Below are 16,470 nucleotides of genomic sequence, written 5' to 3' on the forward strand. Positions count from 1 at the left end.
GACCGGCGGCTGAACCGGATAGCTCGGGACTGAGTGGAGATCGGCGATTGTGGCCCGGACCTGACGGGTTCGGCCGAGATCAGTTCATGCGATGACGATGTCGTGCAGGTCGACGGTGATCGGCGTCCACGACAGGTCCGCGCTTCCGTCGGGGTTGCGGAGGTGGATGTGGCGGCTGGTGGGCACGAGAACGCCGTTGATCCGCTCGTCGGCCCGGATGTAGTGGGCGACCGGCACGTCCCCGTTGACCTCGGGCGCGTAGTCCAGCCGCCGCAGGTGTGACTTGTCGTCGTAGTAGTAGCGCTGGGTGCGGCTGTGCACGGCGATCGACTCGGGGTAGGTGACGGCCAGGACGCGCCAGGTCTCGCCGCCCTCGGTCCACGGCTCGGCCTCGCGCGCCTCGACGCCCGGCCAGCTGAACAACTCCGGTTCGACCAGGTAGTGCCAGGTCGCGTAGCTGCGGAAATACAGGATCTGGGCGAGGTTCCACGGGGTCTCGACGCCGAAGCCGGCGAACGATGCCCGGGGGTGCTCCAGGCCCTCGAACGCGGCGAGCGAGCCGTCCCAGGTGGTGCTGCGGCCGGTCGACCGCTGCCGCCGGGTCAGGCGCGGCCGGCGCAGGTCGGCCTCGGTGTCGTCCGCTCCGACCAGGTCGGGGTGTCCCTTGGCCGCCCAGAACGGGCCGCCGTAGGTGATCGTGGCCCGCAGGGTGCTCAGCGACCGCAGGTGGTCGAGCCCGCCGTTGGCGTCCAGCACTTGTTTCAGCAGCGCATCCATCTATCACTCCTAGATTAGGACCAACGAGTGCGACACTAGCACCTAGTGGTGCGCGCAGTAAGGTTGCGGTGTGTCACAGCGGACCTATGACGATGCGTGCGGTGCGGCCCTGGCCATGGATGTGGTGGGCGAACGGTGGGCGCTGCTGATCGTGCGCGAGCTGATCCTCGGCCCGAAGCGGTTCCGTGATCTGCGCGCCGGACTGCCCCTCGCCAGCCAGAACGTGTTGAGCCAGCGGCTGCGCGAGCTCGAGGCGGCCGGCATCGTGCGGCACACGGTGCTGGGCGCGCCGGTCAGTGCCCCGGTCTACGAGCTGACCGACCGCGGCCGCCGGTTGGAGCCCACGCTGATCGAGCTGTCCCGGTGGGGCGCCGGCCAGGCCGCCCCCGAGGGCGCCGGGATGAGCACCGACGCCTTCATGCTGCTGCTCAAAGCCCTCTACCGCCCGCAGGACGTGTCACTGACGGTGCACCTGCACGTCGGGCCGGACACGTTCGAGGTGGTCATCACGCCGGCCGGGGCCGAGGTCACCCGCGGCACCCGGGCCACGGCGGACGTGACCATCACGGCCGCCGTCGCGACGATGCGGGCGATCATGTTCACCGGCCGCACCGTCGCCGACGGCGACGTGGAGATCAGCGGCGATCGGGCCGCCGCCGAACTCTTCTTCACACTCTTCGGGATCTAGGAGATCGCCGCCGAGACGTACGGGTACCACTTGTCGGCGATCTTCACGTTGCCGGCGTCGTTGGGGTGTACGCCGTCGTAGGTGTCGGTGGCCGTGTCGAAGCCGGTCCACTGGTCCACCACCGTGATCGGTGAGGCGGCCGTGGTCAGGCCGGCTGCCCAGGCCGGGATGGCCGCGTTCAGGGCCACCGTCCGGGCACCGCACTCGGTGCAGGTGCTCGGGTTCATCGGGATGATCTTGGCGACGCCGATCTTCATGTTCGGGTTGGACGCGCGCATCTGGGTGACCATCCGGGTGAACGCGGCGAGGATCGTGCTGGGGGCGATGTTCGACCAGACGTCGTTGGTGCCGAAGTGCATGATCACCACGTCCGGATCCGTGGCAGCCAGCCAGCCGACGAGGAGGTCCTGGTTGGCGACGTTGGTGGCCAGGTAACCGCCGTGCCCCTCGTTCTCGCCGTCGTAGGTGAAGCCGCACCCCTGACCGGGCAGGGTGCCGACGAAGTCGACCCGGGCGGCCGGCAGCTTCTGCCACAGCAGGGCCCGCCAGCAGCCGGGCGAGCCGGTGATCGAGTCACCGAGCGCCATGATCTTGACCGGCGACCCGGCCGGCGGGCTCGTGGTCGGCGAAACAGTCGGGGAGGTGGTCGGTGAAGTGGTCGGCGGAGTGGTGGTGGATGTCGGGTTCGGCGTCATCGTGGACGTCGGCGGCGACGGCGTTGTGATCACGCCGGTGCAGGCCACGGAGTTCAGCGCGAAGCCGGTCGGCACCGGGTTGCTGCCGGTCCACGTGCCGTTGAAGCCGAACGACGCGACCCCGCCGGTGGCGATGGTCGGATTCCAGCCGGCGTTGCGGACGGTGACCGCCGAGCCGGCCTGGCTGACCGTGCCGTTCCACAACTGGGTGATGGTCTGCCCGGCGCCGAACGTGAAGGTCACCGCCCAGCCGTTGAGGAGATCGCCGAGGTTGGTGACGTCGACCGTGGCGCCGAAGCCGCCCGGCCACTGGCTGGAGATCGTGTACTTCGCGGTGCAGCCGGCCGCGGCGTCGGCCCGGCTCGCGGTGATCACCGCGGTGGAGGCGAGGGCGGTGGCCGCGGCGACCAGTAACGCCAGTTTTCGTCGATGCATGGGGGTTCCTCCCGGAGGACGCGGGATGTGGGTGAGGACCGTCCAGGAGCTTGACGAACGCGGTGGCACGCCTCAGTCTGGGAGCGCTCCCAATCCATGACTGTAAATCTAAGGGGCCTTGCGTGGCCAGAAGGAAACAGATCGCCGCGGTCCTCGCCGTCGCCACCGTCGGCGCGGGACTCCTGCTGGCGGCACGGGCCGACGCGGCCGCGGGCTGCCAGGTCAAATACACCGTCAGCAACTCGTGGCCGGGCGGCTTCGGTGCCGCCGTCGACGTCACCAACCTCGGCGACCCGATCGACGGCTGGACCCTGACGTACGCCTTCCCGGGCGACCAGACGATCTCCCAGCTGTGGAACGGGGTGGTCACCCAGTCCGGGGCGAACGTCTCGGTGAAGGACGCCGGCTACAACGCCGCGCTCGCCACGAACGGGACGACCAGCTTCGGCTTCAACGCGACCGGGTCCGGCGCGACCCCGGCGTCGTTCAGCCTCAACGGAACCGCGTGCACCGGTGGTACTACGCCCACGAGTCCCACCGCCACGCCGACAACGACGCCACCGACCACGAGTCCGACCACGCCACCGCCCAGCGGCGGCACCTCGACCGTCAACGGCAAACAGGTCGAGAAACTCGACCGCGGCGTGATCAGCGTCCACTCCGGAAGCGGAAACCTGGTCAGCTGGCGACTGCTCGGCACCGACCCGAGCGGCGTCGCGTTCAACGTCTACCGCGGCACCACCAAGCTCACCGCGAGCCCGCTCACGGCATCCACCAACTACCTCGACGCGGGCGCGGCCGCCGGTCCGGCGTACACCGTGAAGGCGGTCGTCGGCGGCGCCGAGCAGGCCGCCGACGGCCCGGCCCTGACTTTCGCCAACGGCTACCTGGACGTGCCGATCCAGAACCCGAACAGCTCGCTCTACGTCGCCAACGACGCCAGCACCGGCGACCTGGACGGCGACGGCAAGCTGGACATCGTCCTCAAGTGGGACCCGACCAACGCGAAGGACAACTCGCAGTCCGGCGTCACCGACCCGGTCTACGTGGACGGCTACAAGCTCGACGGCACCCGCCTGTGGCGGATCAACCTGGGCCGCAACATCCGGGCCGGCGCGCATTACACCCAGTTCCAGGTGTACGACTACGACGGTGACGGCGACGCCGAGGTGGCGATGAAGACGGCCGACGCGACCGTGGACGGCACCGGCCGGGTGATCGGCGACGCGAACGCCGACTACCGCAACTCGTCCGGTTACGTCCTGTCCGGCCCCGAGTACCTGACGATGTTCGACGGCCGCACCGGCGCCGCCGCGTCCACGGTGAACTACGAGCCGGCCCGCGGCACCGTGTCGAGCTGGGGTGACTCGTACGGCAATCGGGTTGATCGTTTCCTGGCCGGAACGGCCTACCTGGACGGCAGCCGGCCCAGCCTGATCATGGCGCGGGGTTATTACACCCGCAGCGTGATCGTGGCCTGGGACTTCCGCAACGGCACGCTGACCCGCCGCTGGACGTTCGACTCGAACGGCTCCGGCAACAGCGCCTACGCCGGTCAGGGCAACCATCAGCTCTCGGTCGCCGACGTCGATCAGGACGGCCGGGACGAGATCGTGTACGGCTCGATGGCGATCGACGACAACGGCGCCAAGCTGTGGAACACCGGCAACGGCCACGGCGACGCCATGCACGTCGGCGATCTCGACCCGTCCCGCCCGGGTCTCGAGGAGTTCAAGGTGGACGAGGACAGCAGCAAGCCGTCCTCGTGGCTGGCCGACGCGAAGACCGGCCAGATCATCTGGTCGACCCCGGCGAACGGCGACAACGGCCGCGGCGTCTCGGCCGACATCTGGGCCGGCAGCCCCGGCGCGGAGTCGTGGTCGTCGGCCGCCGACGGGGTGCGCAGCCCGTCCGGCGCGGTGGTCGCCGGCCGCAAGCCGTCCTCGACGAACTTCGTGGTCTGGTGGGACGGCGACGCGACCCGCGAGTTGCTCGACGGCACGCACATCGACAAGTACGGCACGTCCGGCGACACCCGGCTGCTGACCGCGGCCGACGTGCACTCCAACAACAGCACCAAGTCGACCCCGTCGCTCTCCGGCGACCTGCTCGGCGACTGGCGCGAGGAGGTGATCTGGCCGACGACCGCGAACAACGCGCTGCGCATCTACAGCACGCCGACGCAGAGCGACCGCCGGGTCGTCACCCTCCTGCACGACGTGCAGTACCGCGAGGCGATCGCCTGGCAGAACACCGCCTACAACCAGCCACCACACCCGAGCTTCGCGATTCAGTGAAGTAAGGCGTCACCGCCCAGGTTCCGGATGGAAGCGTCCAGGACCTGGGCGGTGTGCGCCAGGGCGATCCGCCCGCCCTGGCGCTGCGCGGCCGCGGCGATCTGCATGAGGCAGCCGGGGTTGGCCGTGACCAGCAGGGATGCCCCGGTGGCGAGGACGTTGCGGGCCTTCATGTCGCCGAGCGACGCGGCCGGGGCCGGGTTCAGCACATTCCAGATCCCCGCCGAACCGCAGCAGATCTCCGGCTCGGCGATCTCGTGCAGCTTCAAACCCGGAATTTCCGACAACAAAGACCGAGGTTGGGTACGGATACCCTGCGCGTGCCCGAGGTGGCAGGCATCGTGATACGCGACCGTCAACTCCAGTGGATGCCGCGGCGCGACCGGCCCGAGCTCGTGCAGCAGTTCGGCGAGATCGCGGACCTTGGCGGTGAACGCCGCCGCCTTCGCCGCATAGGCCGGGTCGTCGGCGAGCAGCGTGTCGTACTCCTTGAGCGACGACCCGCACCCGGCCGCGTTGACCACGAAGTAGTCCATCCCGGTCGACTCGAACGTGTCGATCAGCTTCCGGGCGAACCGCTGCGCCTCGTCCCTGCGCCCGTTGTGCACGCTCAGCGCCCCGCAACAGCCCTGCGACGGCGGGATCAGCACGTCGCATCCTTCGGCCGCGAGTACCCGTACGGTCGCGGAATTGACGTCCGGGAAGAACGCGCTCTGCACGCACCCGGTGAGCATGCCCACGACGGCCCGCCGCCGGCCGCGCGCCGCGACGCGGCGCGGCGGCTTCGGCACACCGCGCAGCTTCGGCGCGAGCGATTCCAACGTCGCGAGGGTGGGTGCCAAGCGCGGCAGGAGGCCGCTGCGGGCCACGAGTTTCTGCAGGCCAGAGCTTTGGTACGCACGGAGCGGCCCGCGCAGGAGGCGGAGTCGGCGCGGATAGGGGAACAGCGCGAAGACCGCCGTCCGCAGCGCTCTTTCGCGGGGTGTGCGGGTGTGGCGCCGCTCGACCTGGGCGCGGGTGTCCTCGATCAGCCGGTCGTATTTCACGCCGGACGGGCAGGCGGTCACGCACGACATGCAGCCGAGGCAGGCGTCGAAATGCTCCACCATGGAGTCGCTGAGCGGCTCCCCGCTGACGCCCTGGTTCATCAGATAGATCCGCCCGCGCGGCGAGTCCGCCTCCGCGCCCCACAGCACGTAGGTGGGGCAGGTTGGCAGGCAGAACCCGCAGTGCACGCAGTCGGCGATCAGGTCCTTGGCGGGCGGGTGGTCGTCGTCGAAGGCCGGCCCACCGGAGACCGGCCCGAGCACGTCCCGCGGGGCCTCGCCGGTGCCCCAGGTGGAGTCCACCATCAGATGCCTCCTACGAAGCGGCCGGGCGCGAAGCGGTGGCCCGGGTCGAACTGGTCCTTGATCCGCCGCATCAGCGAAAGGCCCGGCGTCGGCCCCCACATGTCCAGAATGTCGCGCACCTCGGGCGGGGCGGTGAGCACCACGGCGTGGCCGCCGAGGCGCACGCAGGCGGCCCGCAACCGTTCCACCTCGGTGATCCCGGCCGCGGCGGCGTACAGCACGCCGGTGCCGGCCGACCCGCGAACGGCGTCCGGCCCGGCGGCCAGCGCGGGCACCGCGGACAGCGGAACCGACAGCTTCACGCCGATGCCGTCGGCCGTCCATGGCGCCACCCCCCACCACTTGGGCGACATATCAGAAATGTCGCCCTTGAGGAGCTTCTCGAGGAGTCCGGCCCGTTCCTGCACGCCGTCGGGCGTCCCTTCGAGAAGGACGGCCAGCTCGCCGGAGGCCGAGTCGATCTCGACGGCCGCCGGTGCGACCGCGGCCGCCCGGATTCGGGCGGCGTCCGACGGCGGGGTGACCGCGCGGACGAACAGCGCGTGCTTCGGGCGCGGATGCAGGCGGAACGCGCACTCGGTGATCAGGCCGAGGGTGCCGTAGGAGCCGGTGTAGAGCTTGCCCAGGTCGTACCCGGCGACGTTCTTCACGACCTTGCCGCCCGCCTTGGCGACCTTCCCGTCGGCCCGGACCACGGTGATGCCGATCAGCAGGTCACGGACGCCGCCGTAGTGCAGCCGCCGCGGCCCGCTGGTCGCGGTCGCGACCGTGCCGCCGACGGTAGCGCCGTCCGGGCCGTCCAGGGCGAGGAGCTGATCGCCGAGGTCCAGCGACCGCAGCGGTGTCCCGGCCCGGACGATGGTGATCAGGTCGCCGGCCGCGTGCTCGACCACCCCGGACAGGTGGTGGGTGTCGATGATCAGGTCGAGGGCGCGGGGTGGCGGGCCCCAGTCCAGCTTGGTCCCGGCGCCGCGCACCACCACGGTCAGACCGGGTGTGGCGGCCAGCAGGGCCGAAGCCTCGGCCGTGTCGCGCGGTGCCGCGACCAGCCGGGCCGGCACGCCACCGACCACGTCGTCGTCGCCGGCCGGGCGGGTCAACTCGTCGAGGGCGGTCATCAGAAGACCTCCGCCCCGTCCCGGTCGGCGGTCTCGCCGGCCGTCCGCCGGCCCGGGCGCTCGCCGCACAGCCGGGGCGTCGGATAGATCTTGCCGGGGTTGGCCAGCCCGGCCGGGTCGAACGCGCACCGCAGCAGCTGCATGGTGTCGAGGTCGTCGTCACCGAACATCCGGGGCATGTACTTCGCCTTGTCCGCGCCGACCCCGTGCTCGCCGGTGATCGATCCGCCGTACTCGATGCACAGGTCGATGATCGCCCCGGAGGTCGTCTCGGCCCGCTCGGCCTCGCCCGGCACCGCGTCGTCGAACAGCACCAGGGGATGCAGGTTGCCGTCGCCGGCGTGGAAGACGTTGGCGACCCGGACGCCGTTCTCCGCGGCCAGCGCGTCGATGCGGCGCAGCACCTCGGGCAGGGCGGTCCGCGGGATCACCCCGTCCTGCACGATGTAGTCGGGGCTGATCCGGCCCACCGCCGCGAACGCCGACTTGCGGCCCTTCCAGAACAGTGCCCGCTGAGCGTCGTCCGCGGCGATCTGGATCTCGAAGGCCGCGCTCTCCGAACACAGCCGGACCACCTCGTCGAACTGCGCGGCCACCTCGGCGGCCGGACCGTCCAGCTCGACGATCAGCACCGCGCCCGCCCCCGCCGGGTAGCCGCAGGCGACCGCGGCCTCGGCGGCCTCGATGGCCAGCGCGTCCATCATCTCGATCGCGGCCGGCACCACCCCGGCCGCGATGATCGCGCTGGTGGCGGCACCGGCCTGGTCGACGCCGTGGAAGGCGGCGAGCAGGGTGCGGACCGTCTCGGGCAGCCGGGTGAGTTTCACCGTCACCTCGGTGGCGACGCCGAGCGTGCCCTCCGAGCCGACGAACGCGCCGATCAGGTCGTAGCCGGGCGGGTCGAGCGCCTTCCCGCCGAGCCGGGTCACCGAACCGTCCGGGGCGACCACCTCGAGGCCGGTCACGTGGTTGACGGTGAAGCCGTACTTCAGGCAGTGGGCACCGCCGGAATTCTCCGCGACGTTCCCGCCGATCGAGCAGATCTGCTGGCTGGACGGGTCGGGCGCGTAGTAGTAGCCGGCCGGGGTGGTGGCCCGGGTCAGCTGCAGGTTGATCACCCCGGGCTGCACGACGGCCCGCTCGTCGGCCGGCGAGATGTCCAGGATGTCGCGCATCTGGGCGGTCACGACCAGCACCCCGTCGGCGTGCGGCAGCGCCCCGCCGGACAGGCCGGTGCCCGAGCCGCGCGCCACGAACGGCACCTCGGCCTCGGCGCACGCCCGGACCGTGGCCGCGACCTGCGCGGTGCTCCGCGCGAGAACCGCTATGGCCGGGACGACCTTGTGGTGGGCGAGACCGTCACACTCGTACGTCCGGAGCTCCTGCCGGTCAGTGATGACCCGCTCCCGGCCCAGCTCACGCCGCAACCGCTCGGCAAGCCCTTCGATCCCGGTCATCAGGGGCCTCCGCTCCGACGTTGGTGAAATCAACCTAATCGCTGACCGTCCGCCGGTCACCAGGTCACCGTGCGTACTTCAGTCGGCGACCCACCGATCTTCTGCAAAGATGGCCCGATGTTCAGGACCGGGAGAGTCGCCGTCACCGCCCTCTGCGCCCTTGCGGTGGCCGCCGGCTGCAGCTCCGACGACGGCGAGAAGCCGGACACGTCGAACATCTCCATCACCACCATGCGCGGTGCGCTGCTGCAGGCCGCCGACGTCGGGCCGACCTGGAAAGCACCCGAGGAGAGCGCCGACCCCAACCAGCTGGTCAGCATCTGCGGCGGCACGACCGCCGCGCCCGAGGTGCCGCCGGGCGCGCAGGTGGTCGCCTCGCCGCTGGTCGACGAGGGGGAGAAGGGCGCGCAGACCCTCGAGCAGATCGCCCTGGTCTACGGCGACAAGTCGGGCGCCGACGCGGCCATGACCGGGCTCAAGGCGATCGCCGACAACTGTCAGGGCAACCTGTCGGTGGCCGCCGTCAACAATGACGAGCGCAACGAGCCCGCCTACACCGAGACGGTGCAGCAGCAGCCGCTGAAGCAGGACAACTGGACCGGCTTCACGGTGATCCGGCACAAGAAGTACGAGGCGTCGCACCCGGGCACCGCCGACACCGCCGTCACCGTCATCCAGCGGACGAACGTGGTGCTCGTCGATGCGTACGCGATCTATCAACTGAGCAACGCCAGCACCGGATCCCAGTTCGACGCCGACTGGCAGAAGCTGGTTGGCACGGTCGTGCAGCGCGTGGGATAGACAGCCGCGTTGCCGTCGTCTAATGTTCGGCATGCGCCGTTGCGAGTTCTTCCCCCGTGGAATTCGCAGCGGCGTGCAAGCTTCCGGCGCCCCCTGTCCGCAAAAGCGCGGACCGGGGGCGCTTGCATATCTACTCAGGGGGCCGAGCCCCCTGAAACCCCACGGTGCGGTGGTTGCGCCTCGCGCGTTGGTCACGCTGCTGCCGGTGGAGTTGCTAGAAACTGACCGGTAGGAACGTGTAACCGCGAATCGTCAGGCTGTTTCTGCGCCCGGGTGCGCCGTCAAGGCGTACGCCCGGAAAGCGGGACAAAAGCGCAGGAAAGGCCACCCGGGCCTCGAGTCTCGCGAGAGGCGCGCCTAGGCAGTAATGGATTCCTCCGCCGAAGGACAGGGGGGCGTTGTCCCTCCTGGACAGATCTAGGCGCTCCGGGTGGTCGAAACGCTTTGGGTCGCGGTTGCCTGCACCTAGGTAGGCGACGATCCGGTCGCCTGGCTCGACGGCCGCGCCGCCGATCGTTGTCTCCTCCCAGGCCACTCGGGCTACCAGTTGCACCGGCGAGTCGTAGCGCAGCAGCTCCTCGATCGCGGTGGCCGGGTCGGCGTGCAGCGCGGGGATCTGGCCGGGGTTGTCCAGTAGCGCCACCAGGCCGTTGGCCAGCAGGTTGGTGGTGGTCTCGAACCCGGCCGCGAACAGCAGTGCCGCCATCGTGAGCAGCTCGTCGTCGGTGAGGTCGGTTTCCACCAGCGCGCTGATCAGATCGTCCTGGGGAGCCTTCCGCCGGGCCGCCGCCAGGTCGGACAGGTAGGCGCGCATCGTCTCGGCCGCCGGGTCGGCCTTCGCGATCACCTCCGGGGTGATCACGTCGAGTAGCTGCGACCAGTCCCGCACCAGAGTTTGGAACTGGCCGCGGTCCGGCTCGGGCACCCCGAGCAGCTCGCCGATCACGTTGACCGGCAGCGGGAACGCGAACGCCGCGATGAAGTCGGCCGGCCCGCTCACCTCGGCCAGCAGGTCGTCGACCATCCGCTCGATGGCCGGCCGCAGCGCCTGCACCCGGCGCGCGGTGAAACCTGAGCTGACGAGCCGGCGCAGCCGGGTGTGTTCCGGTGGGTTGAGTGCGAGCAGGCTGGTGAACAGCTGATGCAGAGCCGGGTGCTGATCCCAGTCGGGCAGGCCGGCGAAGGCCAGCATGTGGGCCGGCATGTGCCCGAGTTTCGGGTCGCGGGTGACCGCCGCGCAGTCGGCGTGCCGGGTCACCACCAGGGCGTTGTCGTCGGCCCGCACCACCGGGGAGATCTCCCGAAGGCGCTGGTAGCGCGGGTACGGATCGTCGCGGCCAGTCAAGGTCGTCAATTCGTCGAGCAGTGCCGAAACCTCGGGTCCCTCCACAATGTCCACCACTCGGCCGACGCTACCCGGTCGGGGGGTTGAGCGGCGGGAACGTGTGGCTTACGCTCAGCTCGGTCTCATCAACCACAGTTTATGACGCCCTACATCGGGGGATGTGCAAGGACGCGGGGTCGCGCGTTTCTGCTCATGGGCGTCAGAATGAAGCACCTTCACACGGGGAGGAGGGCGTGGTGGGCGCCTTCTCCATCGCCGGCAAGCTCGACGGGTTGTTCCGCCGGGTCCGCGCCGCGGGCCAGGCGGAACCGAGCTATATGGCGGTCGCCGAGGCGATCCGCCGGAAGCAGGGTGTGCAGATCTCGCACACCTACATCTGGCAGCTGCGCACCGGCCGCCGCGACAACCCGACCGTGGCGCACCTGACCGCCCTGGCCACCTATTTCGGCGTCCCGGTGTCCTATTTTCTCGACGACGAGCAGACCCGCCGGGTCGACGCTCAGCTCGAGTTGCTGCAGACCATCCGCGATGCCGGGGTCACCGAGATCGCGTTGCGCGCGGCCGACGTGTCGCCGCGCGGCCGAGAGACGATCAGCGAGCTGATCCGGAAGGTGTGGGAGTCCGAGCAGGGTCGCTGAAGGCCCGGCTCACCCGGCTCAACCAGGCCACCTCGTCGGCCATCTCCGGCCCGACCTCGGCGAACGCTTTTTCGTGATCGTTCGGCGGGGCGCCCTCGGCGCGTCGCCGCAGCGCCTGCGAGATTGCCGCGGCCTCGCTCTGGGCGGGATCGGCGGCGGCCGGTGGCGGTTCCGGGAGGTACGGGCGCAGCGCCAGCATCCCGTCCCGGATCTCGATCACCCGCCGGTAGAGGCGCAGGTGCACGTCGTCCACGCCGGCCAGCTCGAACACCGCCCGGCGCGGCGTGAACAGAATGACCTCGGGGAACGCGTCCCGCATGGCCTTCCACAGTGGCCGCAGCACCAGTAACGACCAGTACGCGCCGATGATCGCCCGGGATCGTCGGGCGGCCGGCACGCACGCGCCCGCCACCGCGATGAGCGTGCCGCCGCCCTGCAGGTAGAGCGCCCAACCCTCGAACCGGTCGAAGTCGGTGCCCGGTGCTCCCACGATCAGTGCGGTCTTGATCGCCGCGTAGAGCGCGATCATCGCGGCACCGGTGGAGATCGCGCGCAGCCCGAGGCGGGGGAGTCCGGGCGGCGCCTGTCTCGCCACCGACCGGAACAGCACCGCGGTGATGATCAGCACCGTGCCCAGGAACCCTTCGAGCACCACCCAGTAGGCAACCGTCCTCGGCGGCAGGTCACCTTCCAGCTCGATGTCGCCGGCCAGCGCGACCAGGACGGCCAGCACCGCGACGGTCAGGGCGAGGTGCCATCTCCGCAGGCCACGACCGGAGAGCAAGGACAGGAAACAGAGCAGGAAGTACGCCGTGAGCACGCCCAGCAGGTTCGGCACCAGGAGTGGCACGTCCGGCCGCAGCAGCACGATCGTCTTGATCAGGGCGAGGGTGAAGACCGTCGCCCAGAACGCTCGCTGCCGGGCATCGCGCCACAGCGTCGGCAGCCGGGCCACCACCACGCCCCACAGCAGGACCAGCAGCGCGACCGACAGGATCATTGCTGGTCGACGAAGCCGAAAGCGTCGGCCACCCGGCCGAGAGTGGTGCGCGGCGGCGGTGCGGAGCGGCCCCGGATCAGCGAGGCCATCATCTCGGCCTCGCGCTCCTGGGCGGTGGTGTAGCTGACCCGGCCCAGCACCCGGCGCACGGTGGCCGGGTCGAGGTCGGGGAAGAGCCGGGCGAGCGTGCCGTCGGCGCCGGCGTGCCCGCTCAGGATGTGCGCGAGCTCGTGCAGCACGATGTGCTCGGCGTGCAGCGGCGACGTGCCCGGGTCGTAGAAGACGTGGTCGGCCGCGTCGGTGGCGATCCACATGCCGCACGGCGCTTCGGCGCTCAGCCCGGGGATCGGGCGGCGGATCAGCGGGCGGCCCCGGCGGGCGGCCACCTCGCCGCAGAATGCATCGAGGTCGAAGGGCGCAGGGACTCGGATGCCGCGCAGGCGCTGCTCGCTCCGATGCCGAAGTCCCATCATCGCCGCCAGGCTACTCGCCCGTTGGTTTGCGCGGAACTGCGCGGAGAGAGCGCTTCCCGAACACGAGACGGCGTAGGCCTGTGGAAAACCCCACCTACCGGTTAACTATTCGGTCAAGGTCTGCATAGCCTTACGAATCGCGGGGCAGAAACCAGTTCGGCCGCGGAATCAAAACCGGAGGTGGCTGGCATGAGCAAGTTCGTGTACGACTTCGCCGAGGGCAACAGGGATATGAAAGACCTGCTCGGCGGCAAAGGTGCGAATCTCGCCGAGATGACCAACCTCGGGCTGCCCGTCCCCGGCGGCTTCACCATCACCACCGAGGCCTGCCAGCGCTACCTCGCCGAGGGCCACCACGCCGACGGACTCGCCGCCGAGATCGACGCCCACCTCGCCGCGCTCGAGACCACCATGGGCCGCACCCTCGGCGACCCGGCCGACCCGCTGCTCGTCTCGGTCCGCTCCGGAGCCAAGTTCTCCATGCCCGGCATGATGGAGACCGTCCTCAACGTCGGCCTCAACGACGAATCCGTGGACGGTCTTTCCCGCCAGGCCGGCGGCAACGACCGGTTCGCCTGGGACTCGTACCGCCGGCTCATCCAGATGTTCGGCAAGACCGTCTGCGACGTGCCCGGCGAGGAATTCGAGGAAGCCCTGCACTCGGCGAAGGTCGGCAAGGGCGTCAAGGACGACGTCCAGCTCGACGCCGACGATCTGCGGGCGCTGGTCACGGCGTACAAGAAGGTCTTCGCCAAGCACACCGGCCACGACTTCCCGCAGGACCCGCGCGAGCAGCTCGACCTGGCCATCGAGGCGGTCTTCCGGTCCTGGAACGCCGACCGGGCCGTGCTCTACCGCCGCCAGGAGCGCATCCCGGCCGACCTGGGCACCGCCGTCAACGTGGTCGCCATGGTCTTCGGCAACCTCGGTCCCGACTCCGGCACCGGCGTCGCCTTCACCCGCGACCCGTCCACCGGCGAGACCGGTGTCTACGGCGACTACCTGCAGAACGCGCAGGGCGAGGACGTGGTGGCCGGCATCCGGAACACCCTCGCGCTGGCCGACCTCGAAAAGATCGACAAGAAGTCGTACGACGAGCTGCTCGGCATCATGTCGACCCTCGAGGCGCATTACCACGACCTGTGCGACATCGAGTTCACCATCGAGCGCGGCAAGCTGTGGATGCTGCAGACCCGGGTCGGCAAGCGCACCGCCGCGGCCGCCTTCACGATCGCGGCGCAGCTCATCGACGAGGGCATGATCGACCTCGATGAAGCGCTCACCCGGGTCAGCGGCGCGCAGCTCGCCCAGCTGATGTTCCCCCGGTTCGACCTGGCCGGCGACCCGGTGTCGTTGACCCGGGGCGTCGGCGCCTCGCCGGGCGCCGCCTACGGCGAGGTGGTCTTCTCGGCGGCCGACGCGGTGGCCGCGGCGGCCGAGGGACGGCAGGTCATTCTGGTACGCCGGGAGACCAACCCCGACGACCTGTCCGGCATGATCGCGGCGCAGGGCATCCTCACCTCCCGCGGCGGCAAGACCTCGCACGCCGCCGTCGTCGCCCGCGGGATGGGCAAGACCTGCGTGTGCGGCGCCGACGCCATCGAGATCGGCCGCGACCAGTTCAGCGTCGGCGGCCAGGTCGTGCACGAGGGCGACGTGATCTCCATTGACGGCACCACCGGCCGGGTCTACCTCGGTGAGGTGCCCGTCCGGCCGTCCGAGGTGGTGCAGTACTTCGAGGGCGACCTCGACCCCGCGCTGGCCAACGAGCCGCTGGTGGCCGCCGTACACCTGCTCATGACGCATGCCGATGGGGCCGCGGCCCTGAAGGTGCGCACCAACGCCGACACCGGCCCCGACGCCGCGCGGGCGCGGCGGTTCGGGGCGCAGGGCATCGGCCTCTGCCGCACCGAGCACATGTTCCTCGGCGACCGGCGCGAACTCGTCGAACGGCTGATCCTGGCCCGCACCGAGGCCGAGCGCAACGACGCACTCGGCGCGCTGCAGCCGTTGCAGCGGGCCGACTTCCTGGACATCTTCCGGGAGATGAACGGGCTGCCCGTCACCGTCCGGCTGATCGACCCGCCGCTGCACGAGTTCCTGCCCTCGCTGGAGGACCTGGCCGTGCAGGTCGCGGTGGCCAAGGCCCGCGGCGAACAGTCCGAACGCGACGAGCGGATGCTGGCCGCCGTCCGCCGGATGCACGAGTCGAACCCGATGCTCGGCCTGCGCGGCGTACGCCTCGGTCTGGTCATTCCCGGTCTTTTCGCCATGCAGGTGCGGGCCATCGCCGAGGCCGCCGTCGCGCTGGCCGCCGAGGGCGGCCGCCCTCGGCCGGAAATCATGGTTCCGCTGGTCGGTGCCGTCCAGGAACTCGAAACGGTACGCGCGGAAGCCGAGAAGATCATCGCCGAGGTGGTCGGCGACTCCGGGGTCAAGGTACTGATCGGCACCATGATCGAGGTACCGCGGGCGGCGCTGACCGCCGGGCAGATCGCCGAGGCCGCCGAGTTCTTCTCCTTCGGCACCAACGACCTGACCCAGATGGCCTGGGGCTTCTCCCGCGACGACGTGGAAGGTGCGTTCTTCTGGCGCTACCTGGAGCTGGGCATCTTCGGCATCAGCCCGTTCGAGTCGATCGACCGGGACGGCGTGGGCCGGCTGGTCCGGATCGCCACCGCCGAAGGACGCAAGGCCCGGCCCGGGCTGAAGCTCGGCGTCTGCGGCGAGCACGGCGGCGACCCGGAGTCGGTGCACTTCTTCCACGAGGTCGGGCTCGACTACGTGTCCTGCTCGCCGTTCCGGGTGCCGATCGCACGGCTCGAGGCCGGCCGGGCCGCCATCTCCTCGGCCGGGTCGGATCACCGCTGAGATTTCTTGTTCCCGCCCGGGGGAGTGGCTCGCTCTCCCGGGCCTTTTTGTCGGTGGGTAGGTCTAGCGTCCTCCCCTGACAGGACAAGTCACAGCCAAGGGAGCCTGCGATGGCGTCTCAGCTCAACCCCTACCTGACCTTCGACGGCAACGCCCGCCAAGCCATGGAGTTCTACCAGTCCGTCCTCGGCGGCGAGCTGAAGATCAACACCTTCGGCGAGTTCGGCAACCCCGACCCCGCCCTGGCCGACCTCGTGATGCACGCCAACCTGCTGTCGCCCAAGGGTTACCACCTGATGGCCTCCGACAGCGCGCCCGGCATGACCCTCAATCCCGGCAACAACGTCACGATCAGCCTCAGCGGCGACCCGGGCGAGGGCCTCGAGGAGATCTGGGACAAGCTGGCCGACGGCGGCGAGGTGCACGTGCCGTTCGAGAAACAGATGTGGGGCGACACGTTCGGCCAATGCAAAGACACGTTCGGCATCCAGTGGATGGTCGACGTCGTCGGTTCGTGACCCCG

Annotated in this window: 14 protein-coding genes; 6 read left to right on the plus strand and 8 right to left on the minus strand. The window is 70.2% G+C overall.

The features are described from left to right. Positions 1-84: 84 nt before the first annotated feature. On the minus strand, positions 85-777 hold the full coding sequence (locus Ato02nite_RS35735; protein ID WP_213011102.1) for a hypothetical protein: 693 nt from the start codon (positions 775-777) through the stop codon (positions 85-87). A gap of 70 nt (positions 778-847) precedes the next feature. Between Ato02nite_RS35735 and Ato02nite_RS35740 the strand changes: the two genes are divergently transcribed. Then, positions 848-1,465: a winged helix-turn-helix transcriptional regulator gene (locus Ato02nite_RS35740; RefSeq protein ID WP_213011103.1), complete on the plus strand. Its 618-nt coding sequence runs from the start codon at positions 848-850 to the stop codon at positions 1,463-1,465. Here the strand turns inward: Ato02nite_RS35740 and Ato02nite_RS35745 are convergent. After that, entirely contained in the window at positions 1,462-2,595 is a 1,134-nt protein-coding gene (locus tag Ato02nite_RS35745) for a cellulose binding domain-containing protein (RefSeq protein WP_213011104.1), read from the minus strand. The genes Ato02nite_RS35740 and Ato02nite_RS35745 overlap by 4 nt on opposite strands. A gap of 122 nt (positions 2,596-2,717) precedes the next feature. Between Ato02nite_RS35745 and Ato02nite_RS35750 the strand changes: the two genes are divergently transcribed. Beyond that, entirely contained in the window at positions 2,718-4,892 is a 2,175-nt protein-coding gene (locus tag Ato02nite_RS35750; RefSeq protein WP_213011105.1) for a rhamnogalacturonan lyase family protein, read from the plus strand. Here Ato02nite_RS35750 and Ato02nite_RS35755 read toward each other — a convergent pair. The 3 genes from Ato02nite_RS35755 to Ato02nite_RS35765 are packed head-to-tail and all read right to left on the minus strand — an operon-like array spanning position 4,886 to position 8,819. Continuing rightward, on the minus strand, positions 4,886-6,244 hold the full coding sequence (locus tag Ato02nite_RS35755; protein WP_213011106.1) for a (Fe-S)-binding protein: 1,359 nt from the start codon (positions 6,242-6,244) through the stop codon (positions 4,886-4,888). The two genes, Ato02nite_RS35750 and Ato02nite_RS35755, sit on opposite strands and share 7 nt — an antisense overlap. Continuing rightward, positions 6,244-7,362 carry an FAD-binding oxidoreductase gene (locus tag Ato02nite_RS35760; protein ID WP_213011107.1) on the minus strand — a complete coding sequence of 373 codons (1,119 nt, stop codon included), beginning with the start codon at positions 7,360-7,362 and terminating at the stop codon, positions 6,244-6,246. Before Ato02nite_RS35760 ends, Ato02nite_RS35755 begins: the two co-directional genes overlap by 1 nt. Then, a complete protein-coding gene (locus Ato02nite_RS35765) occupies positions 7,362-8,819 on the minus strand; it encodes an FAD-linked oxidase C-terminal domain-containing protein (RefSeq protein WP_213011108.1) in 1,458 nt (485 codons plus the stop codon). Before Ato02nite_RS35765 ends, Ato02nite_RS35760 begins: the two co-directional genes overlap by 1 nt. A 117-nt stretch (positions 8,820-8,936) precedes the next feature. Here Ato02nite_RS35765 and Ato02nite_RS35770 point away from each other — a divergent pair, with 117 nt between their 5' ends. Continuing rightward, positions 8,937-9,620 carry a hypothetical protein gene (locus tag Ato02nite_RS35770; protein ID WP_213011109.1) on the plus strand — a complete coding sequence of 228 codons (684 nt, stop codon included), beginning with the start codon at positions 8,937-8,939 and terminating at the stop codon, positions 9,618-9,620. Between the two features lie 214 nt (positions 9,621-9,834). On the opposite strand, the gene Ato02nite_RS35775 is transcribed toward Ato02nite_RS35770, so the two are convergent. After that, entirely contained in the window at positions 9,835-11,022 is a 1,188-nt protein-coding gene (locus Ato02nite_RS35775) for a cytochrome P450 (protein WP_213011110.1), read from the minus strand. A 179-nt stretch (positions 11,023-11,201) separates the two neighbouring features. Here Ato02nite_RS35775 and Ato02nite_RS35780 point away from each other — a divergent pair, with 179 nt between their 5' ends. Further along, complete coding sequence (locus Ato02nite_RS35780; RefSeq protein WP_213011111.1) at positions 11,202-11,603, plus strand: helix-turn-helix domain-containing protein; 402 nt, start codon at positions 11,202-11,204, stop codon at positions 11,601-11,603. Here Ato02nite_RS35780 and Ato02nite_RS35785 read toward each other — a convergent pair. Beyond that, a complete protein-coding gene (locus tag Ato02nite_RS35785; protein ID WP_213011112.1) occupies positions 11,557-12,603 on the minus strand; it encodes an MAB_1171c family putative transporter in 1,047 nt (348 codons plus the stop codon). The two genes, Ato02nite_RS35780 and Ato02nite_RS35785, sit on opposite strands and share 47 nt — an antisense overlap. Continuing rightward, entirely contained in the window at positions 12,600-13,076 is a 477-nt protein-coding gene (locus Ato02nite_RS35790) for a hypothetical protein (protein ID WP_246607875.1), read from the minus strand. Before Ato02nite_RS35790 ends, Ato02nite_RS35785 begins: the two co-directional genes overlap by 4 nt. 189 nt (positions 13,077-13,265) lie before the next feature. On the opposite strand from Ato02nite_RS35790, the gene ppdK reads away from it, so the two are divergent. Continuing rightward, on the plus strand, positions 13,266-15,947 hold the full coding sequence (gene ppdK, locus Ato02nite_RS35795; RefSeq protein ID WP_213011113.1) for a pyruvate, phosphate dikinase: 2,682 nt from the start codon (positions 13,266-13,268) through the stop codon (positions 15,945-15,947). Between the two features lie 110 nt (positions 15,948-16,057). Next, positions 16,058-16,465: a VOC family protein gene (locus Ato02nite_RS35800; RefSeq protein WP_213011114.1), complete on the plus strand. Its 408-nt coding sequence runs from the start codon at positions 16,058-16,060 to the stop codon at positions 16,463-16,465. The last annotated feature ends 5 nt before the right edge of the window (positions 16,466-16,470 follow it).

Source organism: Paractinoplanes toevensis (assembly GCF_018332695.1).
Taxonomy (GTDB): Bacteria; Actinomycetota; Actinomycetes; order Mycobacteriales; family Micromonosporaceae; genus Actinoplanes; species Actinoplanes toevensis.